The sequence below is a fragment of the Streptomyces hygroscopicus subsp. hygroscopicus genome (assembly GCF_030269125.1).
In the GTDB taxonomy this organism is placed as follows: Bacteria; Actinomycetota; Actinomycetes; order Streptomycetales; family Streptomycetaceae; genus Streptomyces; species Streptomyces hygroscopicus_C.
Genome location: NZ_BSSM01000013.1, coordinates 220,525 through 238,872, shown reverse-complemented (window position 1 = coordinate 238,872; position 18,348 = coordinate 220,525). Strand labels below are relative to the sequence as shown.

16 protein-coding genes and 1 tRNA gene are annotated in these 18,348 nt (G+C 74.5%); 6 read left to right on the top strand and 11 right to left on the bottom strand.

All coding sequences use genetic code 11. The annotated features are described in order from the left end of the window. The first annotated feature begins 31 nt into the window (after positions 1-31). Positions 32-526, top strand: a complete 495-nt coding sequence (locus QSK45_RS27295) for a DUF3830 family protein (RefSeq protein ID WP_285561458.1) — start codon at positions 32-34, stop codon at positions 524-526. On the opposite strand, the gene QSK45_RS27290 is transcribed toward QSK45_RS27295, so the two are convergent. Both QSK45_RS27290 and QSK45_RS27285 read right to left on the bottom strand, forming a co-directional pair. Then, complete coding sequence (locus QSK45_RS27290) at positions 507-1,910, bottom strand: amidase (protein WP_285561457.1); 1,404 nt, start codon at positions 1,908-1,910, stop codon at positions 507-509. The genes QSK45_RS27295 and QSK45_RS27290 overlap by 20 nt on opposite strands. A gap of 15 nt (positions 1,911-1,925) precedes the next feature. Beyond that, the gene (locus QSK45_RS27285) at positions 1,926-2,876 is read right to left on the bottom strand and encodes a D-2-hydroxyacid dehydrogenase (RefSeq protein WP_285561456.1); all 951 of its coding nucleotides are present in this window, start codon (positions 2,874-2,876) and stop codon (positions 1,926-1,928) included. 221 nt (positions 2,877-3,097) lie between these two features. Here QSK45_RS27285 and QSK45_RS27280 point away from each other — a divergent pair, with 221 nt between their 5' ends. The 3 genes from QSK45_RS27280 (at position 3,098) to QSK45_RS27270 (ending at position 5,828) form a co-directional block, all read left to right on the top strand. Beyond that, positions 3,098-3,883, top strand: a complete 786-nt coding sequence (locus QSK45_RS27280) for a maleate cis-trans isomerase family protein (protein ID WP_285561455.1) — start codon at positions 3,098-3,100, stop codon at positions 3,881-3,883. Further along, positions 3,880-4,611, top strand: coding sequence for a maleate cis-trans isomerase family protein (locus QSK45_RS27275; protein ID WP_285561453.1), 732 nt, complete (start codon positions 3,880-3,882; stop codon positions 4,609-4,611). Before QSK45_RS27280 ends, QSK45_RS27275 begins: the two co-directional genes overlap by 4 nt. A gap of 98 nt (positions 4,612-4,709) precedes the next feature. Continuing rightward, on the top strand, positions 4,710-5,828 hold the full coding sequence (locus tag QSK45_RS27270; RefSeq protein ID WP_285561452.1) for an LLM class flavin-dependent oxidoreductase: 1,119 nt from the start codon (positions 4,710-4,712) through the stop codon (positions 5,826-5,828). Between the two features lie 65 nt (positions 5,829-5,893). Here QSK45_RS27270 and QSK45_RS27265 read toward each other — a convergent pair whose 3' ends face one another. Further along, positions 5,894-7,693: a putative bifunctional diguanylate cyclase/phosphodiesterase gene (locus tag QSK45_RS27265; protein ID WP_285561450.1), complete on the bottom strand. Its 1,800-nt coding sequence runs from the start codon at positions 7,691-7,693 to the stop codon at positions 5,894-5,896. A 322-nt stretch (positions 7,694-8,015) separates the two neighbouring features. Between QSK45_RS27265 and QSK45_RS27260 the strand changes: the two genes are divergently transcribed. Next, complete coding sequence (locus tag QSK45_RS27260) at positions 8,016-9,275, top strand: M6 family metalloprotease domain-containing protein (RefSeq protein WP_285561448.1); 1,260 nt, start codon at positions 8,016-8,018, stop codon at positions 9,273-9,275. A gap of 122 nt (positions 9,276-9,397) precedes the next feature. On the opposite strand, the gene QSK45_RS27255 is transcribed toward QSK45_RS27260, so the two are convergent. From QSK45_RS27255 to QSK45_RS27225, 7 genes are all read right to left on the bottom strand, one after another. Then, positions 9,398-9,471, bottom strand: a tRNA-Lys gene (locus QSK45_RS27255). Beyond that, the gene (locus tag QSK45_RS27250; RefSeq protein WP_285561446.1) at positions 9,462-10,004 is read right to left on the bottom strand and encodes a hypothetical protein; all 543 of its coding nucleotides are present in this window, start codon (positions 10,002-10,004) and stop codon (positions 9,462-9,464) included. Before QSK45_RS27250 ends, QSK45_RS27255 begins: the two co-directional genes overlap by 10 nt. A gap of 134 nt (positions 10,005-10,138) precedes the next feature. After that, the gene (locus tag QSK45_RS27245) at positions 10,139-10,507 is read right to left on the bottom strand and encodes a DUF8844 domain-containing protein (protein ID WP_285561444.1); all 369 of its coding nucleotides are present in this window, start codon (positions 10,505-10,507) and stop codon (positions 10,139-10,141) included. A gap of 195 nt (positions 10,508-10,702) precedes the next feature. Next, positions 10,703-12,043 (bottom strand): AAA family ATPase, encoded by a 1,341-nt coding sequence (locus QSK45_RS27240; protein ID WP_285561442.1) that lies wholly within the window; start codon positions 12,041-12,043, stop codon positions 10,703-10,705. Then, a complete protein-coding gene (locus tag QSK45_RS27235; RefSeq protein ID WP_285561440.1) occupies positions 12,040-13,629 on the bottom strand; it encodes a hypothetical protein in 1,590 nt (529 codons plus the stop codon). Before QSK45_RS27235 ends, QSK45_RS27240 begins: the two co-directional genes overlap by 4 nt. After that, positions 13,620-14,816 carry a hypothetical protein gene (locus QSK45_RS27230; RefSeq protein ID WP_285561438.1) on the bottom strand — a complete coding sequence of 399 codons (1,197 nt, stop codon included), beginning with the start codon at positions 14,814-14,816 and terminating at the stop codon, positions 13,620-13,622. The genes QSK45_RS27235 and QSK45_RS27230 overlap by 10 nt, the downstream gene beginning before the upstream one ends. Then, complete coding sequence (locus tag QSK45_RS27225; protein WP_285561437.1) at positions 14,713-15,645, bottom strand: phosphatase PAP2 family protein; 933 nt, start codon at positions 15,643-15,645, stop codon at positions 14,713-14,715. Before QSK45_RS27225 ends, QSK45_RS27230 begins: the two co-directional genes overlap by 104 nt. 237 nt (positions 15,646-15,882) lie before the next feature. Between QSK45_RS27225 and QSK45_RS27220 the strand changes: the two genes are divergently transcribed. Beyond that, a complete protein-coding gene (locus QSK45_RS27220; RefSeq protein ID WP_285561435.1) occupies positions 15,883-16,479 on the top strand; it encodes a histidine phosphatase family protein in 597 nt (198 codons plus the stop codon). A gap of 177 nt (positions 16,480-16,656) precedes the next feature. On the opposite strand, the gene QSK45_RS27215 is transcribed toward QSK45_RS27220, so the two are convergent. Beyond that, entirely contained in the window at positions 16,657-18,141 is a 1,485-nt protein-coding gene (locus QSK45_RS27215) for an NsdA family TPR-like regulatory protein (protein WP_285561433.1), read from the bottom strand. Positions 18,142-18,348: the final 207 nt, after the last annotated feature.

Below are 18,348 nucleotides of genomic sequence, written 5' to 3'. Positions count from 1 at the left end.
CCAGCCGATCCGGGGTATGCACCCTGGTTTCATGGCCGAACGATGCGTCACCGTCTCGCTCGACGCGCGGGACGTGCACTGCCGGGCGCGGCTGCTGGACGACGCCGCGCCCCTGACCTGCGCGGCCGTGTGGAACGCGCTGCCGCTCAGCGGCGACGTGTACCACGCCAAGTACGCGCGCAACGAGATCTACGCCCTCTTCCCGCCGTTCGCCTCCACGGAACCCCCACTGGAGAACCCGACGGTCACCCCGATTCCCGGCGACCTCTGTTACTTCTCCTTCAAGGGCACGGAGCTGGCGACGACGTCCTACGGCTACGACCGCGAGGTCGCCCCCGGCACCACCCTGGTCGACCTCGCCCTGTTCTACGAGCGCAACAACCTGCTGCTGAACGGGGACGTGGGATGGGTGCCGGGGATCGTGTGGGCTCAGGTGGTGGAGGGCCTGACGGAGATGGCGCGGGCGTGCAACGACCTGTGGCGCGGGGGCGCCGAGGGGGAACGGCTCACGTTCCGGCGGGCGTGACCACCTCGGGGACGACGACGTCCGCCGCGTACAGCGCGTGCGCCGCCCGCAGCACGAGGTCGTCCCGGTGCCGGGCGGCGACGATCTGCATGCCGATCGGCAGGCCCGCCCCGTCCCTGCCGACCGGCACCGTCGCGGCCGGCTGCTGGGTCAGGTTGAAGGGGTAGGTGAACGGGGTCCAGCCGGTCCAGCGCCGGTGGGCGGAGCCCCTCGGCACCTCCGCGCCCGCCTCGAACGCCGTCAGCGGCAGCGTCGGCGTCACCAGCAGGTCGTACCGCTCGTGGAAGCGTCCCATGCGGCGGCCGAGGTCCGTGCGGGCGTCCACCGCCGCCAGATAGTCCAGCGCGCTCATCCGGGCGCCCTGCGCGCAGATCTCCCGCAGCCCCGGGTCGAGCAGCCCCCGCCGGTGCGGGGAGAACCGCTGGGTGATCCGGGCCGCGCCGGTGAACCACAGGGTGTGGAAGGCCTCCAGCGGCTCGCTGAAGTCGGGGTCGGTCTCCTCGACGTACGCGCCGAGGTCGGCCAGCGCGGCCACCGTCCGCCGCACCGCCGCGGCGACCGCCGGCTGGACCGCCACCTGCCCGCCCAGCGAGGGCGAGTACGCGATCCGCAGCCCCCGGGCACCCCCCGTCAGCGCCTGCGTGAAGGAACCCGCGGGCGGCAGCGCCGACCAGTCTCGGGCGTCGGGACCGGCGATGACGTCGAGCATCAGCGCCGCGTCGGCCGCGTCCCGGGTCATCGGCCCCACGTGGGACAGCGTGCCGAAGGGGCTCGCCGGATACAGCGGCACCCTGCCGTACGTCGGCTTCAGCCCGAAGATCCCGCAGAACGCGGCCGGGATCCGGATGCTGCCCCCGCCGTCCGTGCCCAGCGACAGCGGCCCCGCGCCGAGCGCCACCGCCGCCGCGCTGCCCCCGCTGGAGCCGCCGGTGGTGCGTGAGACGTCGTACGGATTGCGCGTGACCCCGGTCAGCGGCGAGTCCGTGACGCCCTTCCAGCCGAACTCGGGCGTCGTCGTCTTGCCGAGGAACACCGCGCCCTGCTCCCGCAGCCGGGCCACCGAGGGCGCGTCCTCGTCGAAGACGCCCTGCTCGGACAGGGTCCGCGAGCCGCGCAGCGTCGGGTACCCGCGCATCAGCAGGAGGTCCTTCACGGTCACCGGCACCCCGTCCAGCAGCCCCGTCGGCTCCCCGCGCCGCCAGCGCTCCGCCGACTCCCGGGCCCGCGCGAGCGCCTCGTCCTCGGTGAACCGTACGAACGCGTTCACCGACGGCTCGGCGCGCCGGGCCGCCGCCAGCGCTTGCTCGACCGCCTCCACGGGGGAGAACTCGCCCTTGCGGTAGCCGTCCAGGAGCCGGCGTGCGGTGAGGTCGGTGAGCTGCATGCACCCTCCATCGGGTCAGTGGCCGGGCACGTAGCCGCGCGCCTTGTCGACCACGTTCACCAGGGGTCTGCCCGCCGCCCAGCGCTCGTACAACTCGACGAACTGCCGTCCGAGTTCATCCCGCCATCCCACCGTGTCCCCGCTCATGTGCGGGGACACGATCAGCCCCGGCAGCTCCCACAGCGGGCTGTCGGCGGGCAGCGGCTCGGTGGCGAACACGTCCAGCGCGGCGCCCGCGATCCAGCGCCGGGTCAGGGCGTGGGCGAGGGCGTCCTCGTCGACCAGCGGGCCGCGGCCCACGTTGACGAAGAACGCCGAGGGCTGCATCACCCCGAACCGGTGGGCGTCGAACATCCGGTACGTCTGCTCGGTCAGCGGCGCGGCCGCGATCACCCAGTCCGCGCGGGAGATCAGCCGGTCCAGGTCGGCCGGGCCGTACACGCCGGTCCGCGGCGCCCGCCCGACCAGCGCCGTCGTCACCCCGAGGGCCTTCAGCATCCGGACGACCGCCCGTCCGATGGGACCCGAACCGACCACACAGGCACGGGTACCCGCCACCCGCCGGCTCTCCCGGTGCCGCCACACGCGCGCCCGCTGCTGCTCCAGGGTGCGCGGCAGATCCTTGGCCACCGCCAGCACCAGCGCCGCCACGTACTCGGCGATCGGCTGCTCGAAGACCCCGCGCGCGTTGGTGACGACCGTGCCGGACGCGGCCAGCTCCGGGCACAGCAGATGGTCCACGCCCGCGCTCGCCGTGTGCACCCAGCGCGGCCGGGGCCCCGCTCCGGGCCATGCCTCGCGCACCGCGTGCGAGGTGAAGTCCCAGACCAGCAGCACGTCCGCCGTCGGCAGCCGCTCGGCCAGGTGCGCCGCGTCCGTGTGCACGACGCGGGCGCGCCCGGTCAGCCGGCCGAGCCGGGGCGGCGGCTCGGCGTCCAGCACGAGCAGGGTGGGGACACTCGTCATACGGGACGGCTCCCGACGTCCGGCATGTGCGGCTCCCGTCGTCCGTAGCGGGTGCAGGGGGTGCAGGGGGTGCAGGGGGTTTCCACGAGCGCCCCGGGGGTGCTCCCGCGGCCGCCTGGGATGCGCGGATTGACCACGCTCGCACCCGAACCTACCGTCGTCAACACGGGCGTACCCCCGATCCGTTGTCCCCGTCTCCGAGCGTGAGGCCGGTGCCGGCCATGGACGTCTCCTTTCTCGGCGGTCCGCGCCACCAGCGCGGTGTCGGGGTGGTGGCCCCCTTCGACTTCGCCCTCGACCGCGAGCTGTGGCGCTGGGCGCCGGACGAGGTCTCGCTGCACCTCACCCGCACTCCCTACGTCCCGGTCGAGGTCGGCCTCGATCTGGCGCGGCTGGTCAGCGAGCACGAGACGCTCGCCGGGGCGGTCCGCGCGCTGACCGCCGTCGAGCCGGACGTGGTGGTCTACGCGTGCGCCTCCGGCAGCTTCGTCGGCGGGATCGCCGGGGAGCGGGCGCTGTGCGCCGCGATGACACGGGCCGGCGCCCGGCCCTCCGTGACCACCTCGGGCGCCCTCCTGGAAGCCCTCACCGAGCTGCGCACCGAGCGGCTCGCGCTGGTCACGCCGTACACGGTCTCCGTGACGCGGGCGCTGGAGGAGTACGTCGACCAGGCCGGGGTGCGGGTCACCGGCTGCGCCTGCATGGGGCTGACCCGGCGCATCTGGCAGGTGCCCTACCGGGAGGTCATCGCCCTCGCCCGGCGGGTGGCCCGGCCCGGCGCCGCCGACGCGCTCTTCCTCTCCTGCACCAATCTGCCGACGTACGACGTGATCCCCCAGCTGGAGGCCGAGCTGCGGATGCCGGTGCTCTCGGCCAACCAGGTCACGATGTGGGCGGCGCTGCGGAGGCTGGGTACCCGGGCCGTGGGGCGGTACCAGGCGCTGCTGGACGAGGCGGCGCGCGCACGCCCCGTACTGCCCGACCGGACGCAGGAAGGCTGGACATGACCGCACTCGGATTCCTCTACCCGGGCCACTCCGCCGAGGACGACTATCCGCGCATCGAGCAGCTCCTGGGCAGCGACATCCGGGTGGACCTGGTCCACACCGAGATCGGCGAGGACGCGCACCGCGTCGCGGCGCTGCGCGAGACGGGCTCGGCCGAGCGGCTCGGCGCGGGCGTGGAGCGGCTGCGGCTCGCCGGGGCCGAGACGGTGGTGTGGGCCTGCACCAGCGGCGGCTTCGTGCACGGCTGGCAGGGCGCCCAGGACCAGGTGCGCACCCTGGCCCGGCTGGCCGGGATGCCGGCCTCCTCGACGTCCTTCGCCTTCGTGCACGCGGCCCGCGAGCTGGGCGTACGCCGGGTCGCCGTCGGCGCCACCTATCCCGAGGACATCACCGCGCTGTTCGCGGAGTTCCTGCGGACCGGGGGACTGGAGGTGACCTCGGTGCGCTCCTCGGGGATCCTCACGGCCGCCGAGGCCGGCACGTGGGGCGAGGAGGACGTGCTGACGCTGGCGCGGGCCGCGGACGACGCCGGCGCGGAGGCGGTGCTGCTGCCGGACACCGCCCTGCACACGGTCGCGTACCTCGGCCTCCTGGAGAAGTCCCTGTCCAAGCCGGTCCTCACCGCGAACCAGGTCACGGTGTGGGAGGGGCTGCGGCTCGCGGACCGGCGGGTGAACGCGCCGGAACTGGGGGCGCTGTTCACGCGGGAGCCGATCGTGCAGGTCTGAGGACCCGAACGGCGTCCGGTCCGGGACCGGAATAGGCGGGGGCCGTCTCCTGTTACGACACTCCGGCACAGCTCACGCCGGAAACAGGAGGCCCCACCGTGTCGGCAGACGAGGCAGGCAAGGCACACCGCGCTGACGAGATCCGCGGTACGGCGCTCGGGAGCGCGCCCGTCCCCCTCTCCGTCCTGGACCTGGTCACCGTCGGCGCGGGCCGCACCGCCACCGACGCGCTGCGCACCAGCGTCGAGCTGTCCCGGCTCACGCAGGCCCGCGGCTTCCACCGGTACTGGGTCGCCGAGCACCACTCCATGCCGGGCGTCGCCTCCTCCTCGCCGGCCGTGATCCTCGCCCACCTCGCCGCCCACACCGACCGCATCCGGCTCGGCTCCGGCGGCGTCATGCTGCCCAACCACGCCCCGCTGGTGATCGCCGAGCAGTTCGGCACGCTGGAGGCGCTGGCACCGGGCCGGATCGACCTCGGCCTCGGCCGCGCCCCCGGCACCGACGGTGCCACGGCCGCCGCCCTGCGCCGCTCCGCCACCCTGAACGAGGGCGCCGACGACTTCCCCGAGCAGCTCGCCGAGCTGATCCGCTTCCTGGACGACGACTTCCCCGACGGCCACCCCTACCGGCGTATCCACGCGATCCCCGGCCCGGTGCAGGGCAGCACCCCGGGCGGCGTCCAGTCCCCGCACCGCCCGCCCGTCTGGCTGCTCGGCTCCTCCGGCTTCAGCGCCCAGCTGGCCGGCATGCTCGGCCTGCCGTTCGCCTTCGCGCACCACTTCTCGGCGCAGAACACCGTCCCGGCGCTCGACCTGTACCGGGAGACCTTCCGCCCCTCCGCGGTGCTCGCCGAGCCGTACGCCCTCATCGGCGTGTCCGCGCTCGCCACGGACGACGAGCGTGAGGCCCGCCGCCAGACCCGCGCGATGGCCCTCAACATGCTCCGCCTGCGCACCGGCCGCCCCGGGCTCTTCCCCGACCCGGAGGAGGCCGAGAGGCAGGAACTCGGGGCGATGGAGGAGGAGTTCATCGCCTCCTGGTCGTCCAACGTGGTGCACGGCACCGCCGACGAGGTGCGCTCCGGCCTCGACGGCCTCCAGAAGCGCACCGGCGCCGACGAGTTGATGATCACCACGCACGCCCATCGCGGCGAGGTACGGGTGCGCTCGTACGAACTCATCGCCGACGCCTACGGGTTGCCGACGCTCCCGTAGCCCCCGCGCGACGGCCGCCGGCTGCCGCGCGACGGCCGCCGGCTGCCGCGCGACGGCCGCGGCCCTCACGTGGTCGCGGTGTAGGCCTGCGCCCCCAGCAGCTCGGAGATGCGGTCCGGCGGCACCGGACGGGAGTACAGCCAGCCCTGTCCGGTGTCGCAGCCGATCCGGCGCAGCCGGGTGGCCTGGGCCGAGGTCTCCACGCACTCGGCGGTCACGGTGAGGCCCAGCCGGTGGGCCAGCTGGATCATCGCCTCCACGATGACCTCGTCGGCGGGGTTGGGCGCGGCCCCCTTGGGCGCCTCCTCGTACTGGAAGCCGCGGACGAACGAACCGTCCAGCTTCAGCGTCGAGACCGGCAGCCGGCTGAGATAGGCGAGGTTGGAGTAGCCGGTGCCGAAGTCGTCGATGGCGATGCGCACCCCCATGTCGCTGAGGGCCTGGAGCGCCTGGAGCGGGCGGCCCGCCGAGCCCATCACCGCGGACTCGGTCAGTTCCAACTGGAGCAGGTGCGGGGCCAGTCCGGTCTCCGCGAGGGTCTCCGCCACGTCGGCCACCAGGTCCGAGTCCCACACCTGGCGCACGGCCACGTTCACGCTGACGAAGATCGGCGGCTCGCCGGGGTGGTCCAGCTGCCAGCGGCGGGCCTGCCGGCAGGCGGTGACCAGCGCCCAGCGGCCGAGCTGCACGATCGAGCCGTCCTCCTCGGCCAGCCCGATGAACCGATTCGGCGTCAGCGTGCCGAACTGGGGGTGGTGCCAGCGCACCAGCGCCTCCACCCCGGACAGCCGGCCGTCCCCCATGCCCACCAACGGCTGGTACTCCAGGGCGAACTCGCCCCGCTCGATGGCGGGCCGCAGGGTGGAGGACAGCGCCTGGCGGGTCATCCGGTGCGCGTTGCGCTCGGGGTCGAACAGCGTCCAGCGGCCCTTGCCGTCGGCCTTCGCCCAGTAGAGCGTGGTGTCCGCCGCCTGCATCAGACCGGTCGCCGTGGTGCCCGCCGCATGGCGCTCCACGACGCCGATGGACGCCGTCAGCGACAGCCGCTGCCCGGCCAGGTCGTAGGGCTCCTGGAGGGCCGCGAGCGCGGACTCGGCGAGGTCGGCGAGCTGTTCGGTGCCGGTGGAGTCCTCCACCAGCAGCGCGAACTCGTCCCCGCCGAGCCGGGCCACCAGGGGAGTCGCGGCGCGGGCGTACCCGGCCTCGTCGGCGACCCTGGTCAGGCGCTCGGCGACGGCCGCGAGCAGCCGGTCGCCGACACGGTGGCCGAGGGTGTCGTTGACGGCCTTGAACCCGTCGAGGTCCAGGTAGCACAGCCCGATCCGGCCGGTGCCCCTGTGCTCGTACGACTCCGACTCCAGCGCCGCCGACAGGCGCTCGAAGAACAGGGTGCGGTTGGGCAGCCGGGTCACCGGGTCGTGCATCTGCAAGTGCCTCAGTCGCGCCTGGAGTTCGCGGCGGGCGCTGATGTCGGCGACGGACAGCAGCACGTCCGCCCCGTCCGCCAGCGGGGCCACGGTGAGCTGCACCCACACCGAGTTCCCCTCGGGATGCTTCAGCCGGCGGGTGCAGCGCAGCCGGGCCTGCCGCCCGCACAGTACCTCCCGGTAGGCGTGCCAGGACCGGGCGTCGGCGGTCAGGTCCACCAGCTCGGCGGCGGCCCGGCCGGTGAGAGTGTCGCAGTCGGTGCCGAGCAGCTCGCCGAAGGCCGGGTTCGCGCGCAGGACGAGTCCCTGGCGGTCCACGACGGCCATGGCCAGCGGCGCCGCCCCGAAGACACGGTCGTAGGTGATGTGATCACTGTCTGTGACGGCTGACCGGTCGAGGTCTGCCGCGGGCGTCGGCCCTTCGGACGTTCCGCTCACCGCTCGCTCCCGCAGTGCACTCGATCTCTGTCCGTGCCGGAAAGTGTGCCGATCATAGAGGCTGGCCCCGGGCCCTTCCAGCCACTGTCCAGTGTCCCGGACCGGACGGACTTTCTGACAGATCGTTTCTGCCCGCACCTGGACGGGTTATTGAGGCCGTCGACCAGTTGTGACGTTCCGTGAGTGAATCGGGAGCGCCGAGCGCCGTAGTGCGCCGGCGCCCAAATGGGGAGTGCTCACTCTTCTGGTGCAGACAAACAAGGCATGGAGTGGCGAATCGCAGCAACCTGGGTGCGGGTCCGTCGAACCGCGTCCGGAGGTCATGTCCGTGCCCCTGCTGCGCAGCACCGCCGCCGTGTGCACCACGCTGTCGGCGCTGGCCGCGACCTCGATCATCACCGGCCCGTCGGTCGCCGAGCCCTTCTCCACCGCCCCCTGCGCCCTGCACCGCACCGATGCCCACCACTCCGAGGGGGCCGACACCTGGGACTCCGACTACGCCCGGCCCTCCCGGGCACTGGACGCGGTGATGGTCTTCCTGTCCTTCCCGGACGCCGTTCCCCGCACCACCCCGGCCGAACTGACCGCCGACCACTTCCCCGAGACCAGCCGCTACTTCGAGCAGGCCTCCTACGGCAGATTCACCCTGCACCCGCATCCACTGGCCCACTGGCTGCGTATGCCCCGTCCCTCCACGGCGTACGCCATACGGCGGGACTGGGCCGCCGAGGACCGGGCGGCGTATCTGAATGACGCCTTCGAAGTGGCCGACAAGGCGGTCGACTTCTCCCGCTACCCGGTGGTGTATCTCGTCGCCGACCCGGACGCGCCCGGCGTGGACTCCGACGCCACCAAGGTCGTCAACCTCGACACGCCCCTCCACGTGGACGACACGGACGTACGGCGGGTCGTCACGGTGTTCGAGAAACATCCGCCGGATCGGCTGGTTCTCGCCCATGAGACCGGCCATGTCTTCGATCTGCCCGACCTCTACCACCGGCCGGCCGACGGCAAGGGCGACTGGGACACGTACGTCGGCGACTGGGACCTGATGGGCAGCCAGTTCGGCCTCTCGCCCGATCTGTTCGCCTGGCACAAGTGGCGGCTCGGCTGGCTGGACCCGCGCCAGGTGGTGTGCGTACGGGGCGCGGGCCCGACCCGTCTCACCCTGGAACCCCTCGCCGCCGGGCCCGGCGTCCCGGTGCGGGGCGCCGGCGGGGCCCCCGCGTTCGGGCTCGGCGACGGGGTCAAGCTGGCCGTGGTGCGCACCGGCCCGGACAGCGCGCTGGCCTTCGAGGCCCGCACCGCCGCCGGCAACGACCGTGCCACCTGCCGCGAGGGCATCCTCGTCTACCGGGTGCGCAGCGGCGCCGAGTCCGGCGGCGGTCCCGTCGAGGTCGTCGACGCCCATCCGCACACGGAGGCGTGCCCGGACGACTCGGTCTACCCGCCGCTCGCCGACGCGCCGGTCGCCCTGGGGGAGAGCTTCACCGTCCCCGGCGAGGGCGTGAAGATCGACGTGGAGGACCGGACGGCTTCCGGGGCGTGGACGGTGAAGATCACGCAGAGGGTCAGGGGGTGACCGCCCGGCCGGGCGGGGGTGTGGGCGGCGGAGCCTCCACCGCGCGCGGCGAAGCCGCGTGAAAACAGCGATGGCGAGTCCGGCCGTGCTTTCCACGGCCAGATCTCGCCATCGCCATCGCGTGCGCCGCCAGGGACTCGAACCCCGGACCCGCTGATTAAGAGTCAGCTGCTCTAACCAACTGAGCTAGCGGCGCCTGCTGACGTCGTAGACCTTAGCATCCGGACCGGTGGGAGGAAAAATCGATATCCGCACCGCCGCCCGTGCCGCCCGCACCGCCGCCCACAGCAGCACCTCCGGGCCCGGTAACCAGGGATGACGCGCGTCCGGGGCGACGAGCCAGCGGGGGTCGGCCGAGGTGTCGCCGTCCGGGGGCGGGACGGTCACCGCGTCGCCCGTGCCGTGGCACAGCAGGGGCGGTACGGCCGCCGCGCGGTGCGAGCCCCACTCCTCCCAGGCCAGCAGCGAGGGCAGCCGGTGGGCGGTGCCGGGGGAGCAGAACAGCAGCATCCGGCCACGGGACACCGCGACCGGGCCCGAGCCGGGGCCGTCGTCCCACAGCCGGTCCAGCATCCGGCGCCCGAAGACCGCCGGGGCGCTCACCACGTCGAAGACGGTGCCGCAGGGCAGGACGGCCGGGGCGGGCGCGTGCGGCGGGTACGACCCGGCCGAGGCGAGCCAGGCGGCGCCGTCGGAGGTGACTCGGGTGACGTTCGGTGTACCGCTCATGCCGTCCAGGTCTACCGGCAGTGAGCAACCGGTTCTTCACAGTTGCGGAAAACCGGGACAGGGGGACGGCGAGGGGAGTATCTTGCCCGCCTGGCATATGCCAGGTGCGGATCACGCCGGCCGCGCGGGGCGGGTCACACGGGATCGGCGGTGGTCCGGCCCTCGCTGTTCCCGCGCATCAGATCCCGGCCGAACTCGACCATCTTCTTGGCATAGTCCTCCGTCCACTCCGCGCGCTCGGCGATGTCGGCGGCGGTCAGCCGGTCGAACCGGCGCGGGTCGGCGAGCTGGGCCGCGGCGATGGCCTGGAACTCCACGGCCCGGTCGGCGGCCGCGCGGAACGCCTGGGTCAGCTCCGTCGCCCGGACCAGCAGCGCCCGCGGGTCGTCGATGGACTCCAGCTGGAAGAAGTGCTCGGGATCGGCGGCCGCTTCCGCGGGCTCGAAGATCAGGGGCGCGGGGCGTAGCCGCGGTTCGTTCCGACGCGGCGTGGGCTCCGCCATGTCTTCTCTCCTCCTCGTACGGCCTTCGTACGGTTCGCTGGGCACCACCTGTCTGGTGGGCCACCGTCCATTGTCCCGCGTGGGCGCAAGGGGCCCGAGCCGGTCGGCGTCCGCCGGGGCGCCGGAGACGGCCGGGTCCGCTTCCTGTGGTGTGCCGGGTCCGTTCGGCGAGGTGGCGGGCCCGGTACCGGTCGGTCAGGGGCGCCAGCTCACCCGGTGCTCCGCCAGATGGGCCAGTACCGCGTGGTTCGCCTCCCAGCCGTCGGGAAACCTGACCAGCGTGCCCAGCTGGACCGGTTCCGTGGACGGGTAGTCGTCCAGGAGGTCGCCGACGCCCGCGCGGCAGACCACGACGCAGGCGTGGCGGTGCCGGGAGGCGAGGACGCACAGGCGGCCGGTCTCCAGGTGGAAGGCGGTGGCGTCGGGGCGGCCGGAGAGCGGGTGCAGGACGACCGTGACGTCGTACTCGCGGCCCTGGAGCCGGTTCGCCGTGTCGACCGTGACGTCCGCGACGCCCAGGTCGGCGAGCGCGGAGCGGACCGCGGCGGCCTGGTCGCGGTGAGCCGTGCCGACGGCGATCCGGGCGGCCGTGAGCGGGGTCGGGTCCGGTGAGCGCTCCGCCGAGACCGCGGCGCCGCCCCGGTCCAGCAGGCGTCGCACCACCGCCGCCACCGCCCGCACCGCCTCGGGGTCCGTGCGCGGCGTGTGCCGGGCGGGCAGCTCCAGCAGGCCCCAGCCGGAGGCGGCGGCCTCGTCGATCACCCGGTCGGGGCCCGAGCCGTCGGAGGGTACGGCGAAGGCGAGGCGACGGTCGCCCGGACCGGTGCCGCTGCGGAACGGGGTGTACGGGTAGAACGCGTCCGAGACCAGGGGCGCGGCGGACGCGGGCAGCCGCCAGGAGACCGGCAGCCGGTGCTGCGGCAGGCCCGGGTTGTGGGCGAGCAGCGTGGTGACGGCGGAGGCCGAGGGGTCGTACGACAGCCCCGCCCACTGCTCGCTGCCGACGATCGCGAACGGGTCGAGCTGGCCGGGGTCGCCCACGAACAGCGCCCGCTCGAACAGGCCGGCGACGGCGAGCAGGGAGTCCGAGCGCATCTGGTACGCCTCGTCGACGATCGCGTGCCGCCAGGGCTCGTCCACCTTCACATGCGCCCACTTCGCGGCGGTGGACAGCACCACCGGCAGCCCGGCGAGGTCGGCCGCCTTCGCCGAGGTGCGCACGCCCGGCAGCTCGTCCAGCGCCTTGTCGTACGCGTCGGCGTCGCTGCTGTGCAGCCGGCCCACGGGCAGGTCGGGGTTCTTCTCGGCGAGCCGCAGCACGAGGTCGTCCACCTGGGCGTTGGTCTGCGCCACCACCATCAGGGGACGCCCCGCGTCCGCGAGTTCCAGCGCCGCCCGCACCACGAGCGTGGACTTGCCCGCGCCGGGCGGCGAGTCGACCACCACGCCCCGCTCGGTGCCGTGCAGGGTGTCGCGGAGGATCGCGTCGGTGGCGCGGGCGGCGGCGGCCCCGGGGCCCGCGTCGACGGTCGTCACAGCACGTCCTCCTCGGTGATCGGATCGGCGGCCTCCGCCACGGCCTCGCCGGGCGGCCCGCCGTGCGTCCACGGGGTCTCCTCCGGGTCGGGCAGCTTCGCCCCGCCACGCTGCTCGTGCTCGAAGAGGGTGAAGCAGACCCGGTCGCCCTTCCGCGGCACCGAACCGGGCTCCGGTTCCTTGCCCCGGCCCATCTTGTCCAGGATCCGCAGCACGACCGCGTCCTGGGCCGCCTGCTCGACGAACTCCGCCGACTGCGGGCGGCCCGCCAGCGAGCGGTACACCTTCGCGCGCTCCGCCAGATGCGGCAGGTCCTCGGTGCGGACCGTCACCAGCGGGCGCGGGCTCGGCCGCCTGCCCTCGCCGTACGCCATGACGACCTCGGTCACCTCACCCGCGAACGCCTCACCGGCCAGCCGCCGCCCCGCCATCACCAGCGGATCGTCCAGCGCCTCCTGCGCCTCCAGGCGGGCCTGTTCGCGCTCGCGCGTGGCCAGTTTGTTCGCCGCCGTCACCGCGTCGTCCCGGCGCGGCTGCGGGGGCTCCCCGGCCAGCACCCGGTCCCGGTGCCCGGTGAACGACCAGCGGTCCCGCGTCCAGCGCTCCTCGACGTGCCCGCCCTCCGGCAGTGCCCGCAGCAGGTCCAGGCCCCGCCACACCGCGTCCCAGGTGGGCCGGGCCTGACCCTCGATCAGCCCCCGGATCTCCCGCTCGGCCCGGGTGAGCGCGGCCAGCCGGTCGTCGGCGTCCAGCGGATCCTCGGCGGCGGCGAGGGCGGTGCGCGCCCGGTCGTACCGCTCGATCGCCGGGGCCAGCAGCCTGTTGTCGAACGCCGGGTCGGTGGCGGGCCCGGCCGGCGGGCACCGCAGCTGTCCGGCCTCGTCCCGGGCCAGCTCGGCCTCTCGCGCGGCCTCGGCGCCGCTCATGCCCTCCGGCGGGTCGATCCACGCCAGCAGCGCGCCGAGGTGCTGGTCCTCAAGCCCCGACTGGCCGGTCGCCCAGTGCCGGGACAGCACGTCGGTGAGGGCGAGCAGCAGCGCGGAGCCGGGGACCCGGGACCGCTCCCCGTAGTGGGTGAACCAGCGGCCGAGCAGCGGCACCCGGGGCGGCGCCGGATAGGGCGCCTCCGGGTCCTGCTCGGCGGTGCGGCGGAACCGCATGGAGCGCCCGAGGAGCCGGACGAACTCCAGGCCCGCGCGGCTCGGCACGATCAGCTGGGGCGCGTCCGTGCACAGCTCCACCTCGACCTTGACCCGCTTGCCGGTCTCGGGGTCGGTGTCGGTGCGCTCGGCGCCCTCCACGGAGCCGGCGTAGGAGTCGATGTACGGCAGGACCACGTCCGCCAGCTCGGCGAGGAACGTGAAGCGCAGATCCCGGTCGCGGGGCTGCGGCACGACCAGCAGCCGGGGCGCGTCCCGGTCGGTGCCGACCAGCGCGCCGAGCGGGGCACCGGCCTCGCCCGCGGTGGTGAGCGGCACGAACACCAGCGGACGGCCGGAGACATGCCGGTGCCGCACGGTCGCGGCGGCCTGTGCCCGCCCGCTGCCGACGGCCTCCAGGCGGGCGAGCGTGTCGATCAGCGACATACGGCCGCCACCTCCCGGTCCCCGGCCTCCCGGAGCGCCTCCGCGCGCAGGGCCGCCGCCCGGCGCAGCGCCGCGACCGCCGGATCGTCCGGGTCGCCCAGCTCGCCGCGGGCCGCCGCGAGGACGTCCTCGACCGTGGTCAGGCCGCCCAGTTCGGCGCGCAGCGGCCGGCCGAGGCGGGTGACCGTGCCGGCCGCACGGGCCCGCTCCCGGCAGTGGAAGGCCAGTTCGCAGGCGGACAGGCACTCGGGCGCGTACGTCGCCGGGACCGCGGCCACCGCGGCTGTCAGCTCCTCGGCACCGCGGTCGGGCGCGAAGCAGGTGCCCTCGGGCAGCGAGTCGGCGATCTCCTCGATGCGGGTGAGCCGGGCGAGCTGGCGCGCGGTGACCGCCCGCTGCTTGCGCACGTCGACGGCGGAGCCGGCCGGCAGGTTCGAGAAGTCCTTGGGGCACACCAGCAGCACCCGGTGGCGCACGGGCGGTGCGGGGTCGAGCCGTGCGGCCACGTCCTCCAGGGCGAGCACGTACACCGCCGCCTGCCGGGCGGCGGCGCCCACCTTCGCCGGGTCCGCCGAGCCGTCCAGCATCGGGAAGGACTTGATCTCCACCACTGACCAGCTGCCGTCCGGGTGCACCACCACCGCGTCCGGCTCCAGGAACGCGAGCGAGCCCGCCACGTCCAGGGCGAGCATCGGGTGGTCGAGCAGCGTCCAGCCGCCCGCGCCGGTGGCCTCCCGCAGCGCGAGGGCCGTACGCGCCGTACGGCCCTCGGGGCCCTGCGCGGTCAGGTCGGGCACCGCGGCCGCCCGCGGGGCCTCGGCGCCCGGGTCGAGGCGGGCGTGCGCGAGGCGCAGCAGCTCGGCGCCGCCGTCCGCCTTCACCTTCGCCTCGAACGCGTTGCCCCGGGTCAGCGCGAACTGCGACTGGCCGAAGCCGGAGGGCGCGCCGAGCGCGCTCGCCAGCCGGGCCTTGTCCACCCCGGCGCCGTCGAGGATCGCCCGTCTGCGGCACCCGGGGTTCGCGGCCAGCGCCGCGAGGGCGCGCGCGTCCAGGGGCTTCGCCGGTACGTCGGGGCCGCGCAGCTCAGCGAGCCGGTGCCGGAGCCCCGTCGCCCGCGTCCGTGGGGGAGGGGTCCGGCTCGGCTCCGGCGCCGGGCCGCGACTCGCGCTGCCGTGGAATTCGCTCACCCGCGGAAGTCTGGCATCCGCCACTGACAACCGGGGAACTTCCGGCCTTCGCGACGGCCGGGAAGAGCCTGGCCCGGACCCGGTCGACGGTCCGCGTCACCCACGGGGCGAGCAGGTGGCCGACGCCCATCACGGCGATGCCGGCGAGCGCGTCCAGGAGGTAGTGGTTGGCGGTGCCCATGACGACCAGCGCGGTGCCCAGCGGATAGAGCACCCCCAGGACCTTGGTGAGCCGGGTGCCGCCGTACCACCAGAGCATCACCCCGCACCACAGCGCCCAGCCGACGTGCAGGCTCGGCATCGCCGCGTACTGGTTGGTCATTCCGCCCAGTCCCCGCGGCGCGCTGGCGTCGCCGCCCCACCAGCCGTACGAGCTGTAGTGGGCCATGGTGTCCACGAAGCCGTGGCTCGCCGTGAGCAGCCGGGGCGGGCAGGTCGGCACCAGGGTGAAGCCGATCAGTCCGATGAACGTGGACGCCATCAGCCAGGTGCGGGCCCGCCGGTAGTGCTCGGCGCGGGCCCGGAACAGCCAGACGAGGATCGCGGGCGTGACCAGGTAGTGCAGTGAGGCGTACCAGAAGTCCGCGGGTATCCCGAGCCAGGGTTCGCGGGTGAACAGGCGGTTGAGGGGGTGCTCGGCGTTCAGGTGGAGCAGCTTCTCGACGCGCAGCAGGGTCAGTCCGTGTTCCACGGCGTCGTCCACGTCGCCGCGCACGAGGAGGCGGCCGGCCGAGTAACAGCCGTAGACCAGCAGGAGCAGCGGCAGTTCGGTCCACCAGCGCAGCCGGGTGCGGGGCACCTCGGTGCCCGGTGTCTCGGTCTGCGCCATCCGATCGCCCTCCCCCTGTCCGCGGTACGTCCGCCCGGTGGGCGACCGTGCCACTTTACGGTGTCCGTTGGTGGCCCACGCGGGTCCTCCGGAGCCGTCCGGTGCGGTCGGCTCCGGCCCACAAAGACGCCGGGACCGGGCGCGGGGTTGCCCCCGTAGGGGTGAGCGATGATGGAGGGGCCGACTCTTGTTGTTCCCGTGGCGTCTTTTCGGCGTCCATCCCCGGAAAGGTCCCCCATGGCACCGCGCATCCTGCTGGCCCGGCACGGACAGACGGCCTGGTCGCTGTCCGGCAGACACACCGGCAGGACCGATGTGCCCCTCCTGGCGGAGGGCCGGCACGGCGCGAAGCTGCTCGGCGAACGCCTGCACCGGGCGCCGCTGGACGGGCTGCCCGGCGTGGCGGTGCGCACCAGTCCGCTGGCGCGGGCCTCGGAGACCTGCGCGCTGGCCGGGTTCGGGGAGCGGGCCGAGACCTGGGACGCGCTGCTGGAGTGGGACTACGGCGCCTACGAGGGCCTCACCCCGGCGGAGATCCAGGCCGTCCGCCCCGGCTGGCTGATCTGGCGCGACGGCGTTCCCGAAGGGGAGACGACCGCCGAGGTCACCGCCCGCGCGGACGAGGTGGTCTCCTGGGCCCGCTCCGCCGACCGCGACGTCCTCCTCTTCGCCCACGGCCACATCCTGCGCTCCTTGGCCGCGCGTTGGCTGGGCTTCCCGCTGGACTTCGCCGCCCGCATCCGTCTCAACCCGACGTCGCTGTCGATCCTGGGCTGGGCGTACGGCGAACCGGCGCTGGAGAGCTGGAACGACGTCGGCCACCTGGCGGGCTGAGCCGGGGCCGACCGGGCCCCGCGGTGGACGGCCCCGGGGTTCGCCGGGGGTGCGGGGAGCCACGCGAGCCGCCACGGGCGCACCGGCCCGTGTCCGGCCCGTCGGCGAACGGCGTGCCGCCGCGGCCCGGTGCCGGCAGGACCCGCCCGCCCCCGCCGGGCGACTCCGCGGCACGCGCTACGCCCCCGCCACCCTCGGATACGCCTTGTGCCGGTCGAGGAAGTCCGAGACCCCGGCGGCCCTCCGGTGCGGCAGCAGCACCCGCGCCGTCCCCGCCAGCATCGTCTGGATACGGGACGACTGCACCTGGTCCAGCAGCGACAGCACCCGCACCCCCGCCTCCGCCGCCTCGTCGGGACGGCCGTCACGCGCGAGGTCGTCCGCGAGTTCCGCCGTGTAGAGGGCGAGGTTCCGCGTGAAGTGGGGGTCCTGGAGGTCCGCCGCCCGCCGGGCGTGGAGGGACGCCCGTCGCCAGTCGCCCAGCATGGACCAGCACTGCGCCTCCTGCCCCTCCAGCTCGGCCTCGCCGTAGAAGCTCATCCACTCGGGGTCCGCGTCGGAGCGCCCCCGCGCGAACAGGGCCTGCGCCCGCGCGAGCGCCCGCGCGCAGCCGGTGCCGTCGGCGAGTCCCGCCCAGCCGCCCGCCTCCCGCAGCGCGAGCAGGGAGTTCAGCCGGTCGGAGCCCAGGGGCCGGGCCGCGCGCTGCGCGGCCTGCGCGGCCCGTACCGCCTCCCGGGGCCGCCCCGCGTCCCGCGCCAGGAAGGCGGTGTTGCAGAAGGCGTGCGCCTCCAGCGCCCCGTCCCCCGTCATCCGGGCCGTGGCCAGCGCCTCCGCGTAATGGGAGCGCGCGTCGTCGAAGCGCCCGGAGTCGTGGGCCAGCCAGCCCACGGAGATGGCGAGTTCACCCGCTCCCGCGTGCAGCCGTTCGACGGTGGCCTGCCGGGTCGCGCCGGCGTCCAGCAGCGCGTACGCCGCGCGCAGGGGAGCCGCCGCGCGCCGGTAGAGACCGTCCGCGCCGTGCCGGTCGTCGAGCAGCCGGATCCGGCGGACCGCCTCCTCCAGGGCGGTCGCCTCGGTGCTCCCGGGCCTGCGCGAGCGCCGGGGGGCGGGCACGGTCTCCGGGGTGAGCCGCAGCGGGCCCAGCGCGGTGGCGGCCACGGTGGCGCCCCCGCCGGTCATGAATGCGCGACGCAGCACGTCGCTCTCCTCGTGGTTCGGATGGTCGTACGGGTACGGCCCCTGGGGGCCGTACTCCTCGTGCGGGTCAAACAGGTCATACGAGTTCTGCCGGTCCTGCGGCTCGAACGCCTCGCCCGTTCCCACGGCCGCGGTCTCCTTCCCCACGCGTGCCGGCGCGGCGGTGCGCGCCGCGCGGCCGCGGACGGACGAGCGGGGCGCGAAGCCGAGGTCGGTGAGCGACCGACCGGGGAACATGTGCAGGAACACCCGCTCGTAGGCGTAGTTCGGGCAGCGGATCTCACCCGCCTCGACCCGCCCGACGTAGCGCGCGTCACAGCTCACCCGCTCACCGATCTCCCGCGCGGCCCGCCGTACCAGCGCCGCGAACTCGGCCGGTGAGCGCCGACCGCGCAGCCGCCGGAAGGCGAGATTCGGCCGGGGTGGCCGCTCGGGCTGTGACGAGGTCACGGTAGACGACGCCATGGCCGGGTCCTCTCGTGCGAACCGTCGAACCATGCCGGTGCCGGGGCGGTTTCGGAACGCGTGGCCCGAGGGACGCCCTGGTTCCGGCGAGCAAGAACGTACCGGCTGTGAGGGGCTCGCCACGCTGGGTTTGGCCACAAAAGCGGATATCTCATCCGTGATCTGCCATGAAGTGCCATCCTTTGCGGCGCACTTGCGCCGTAGCCG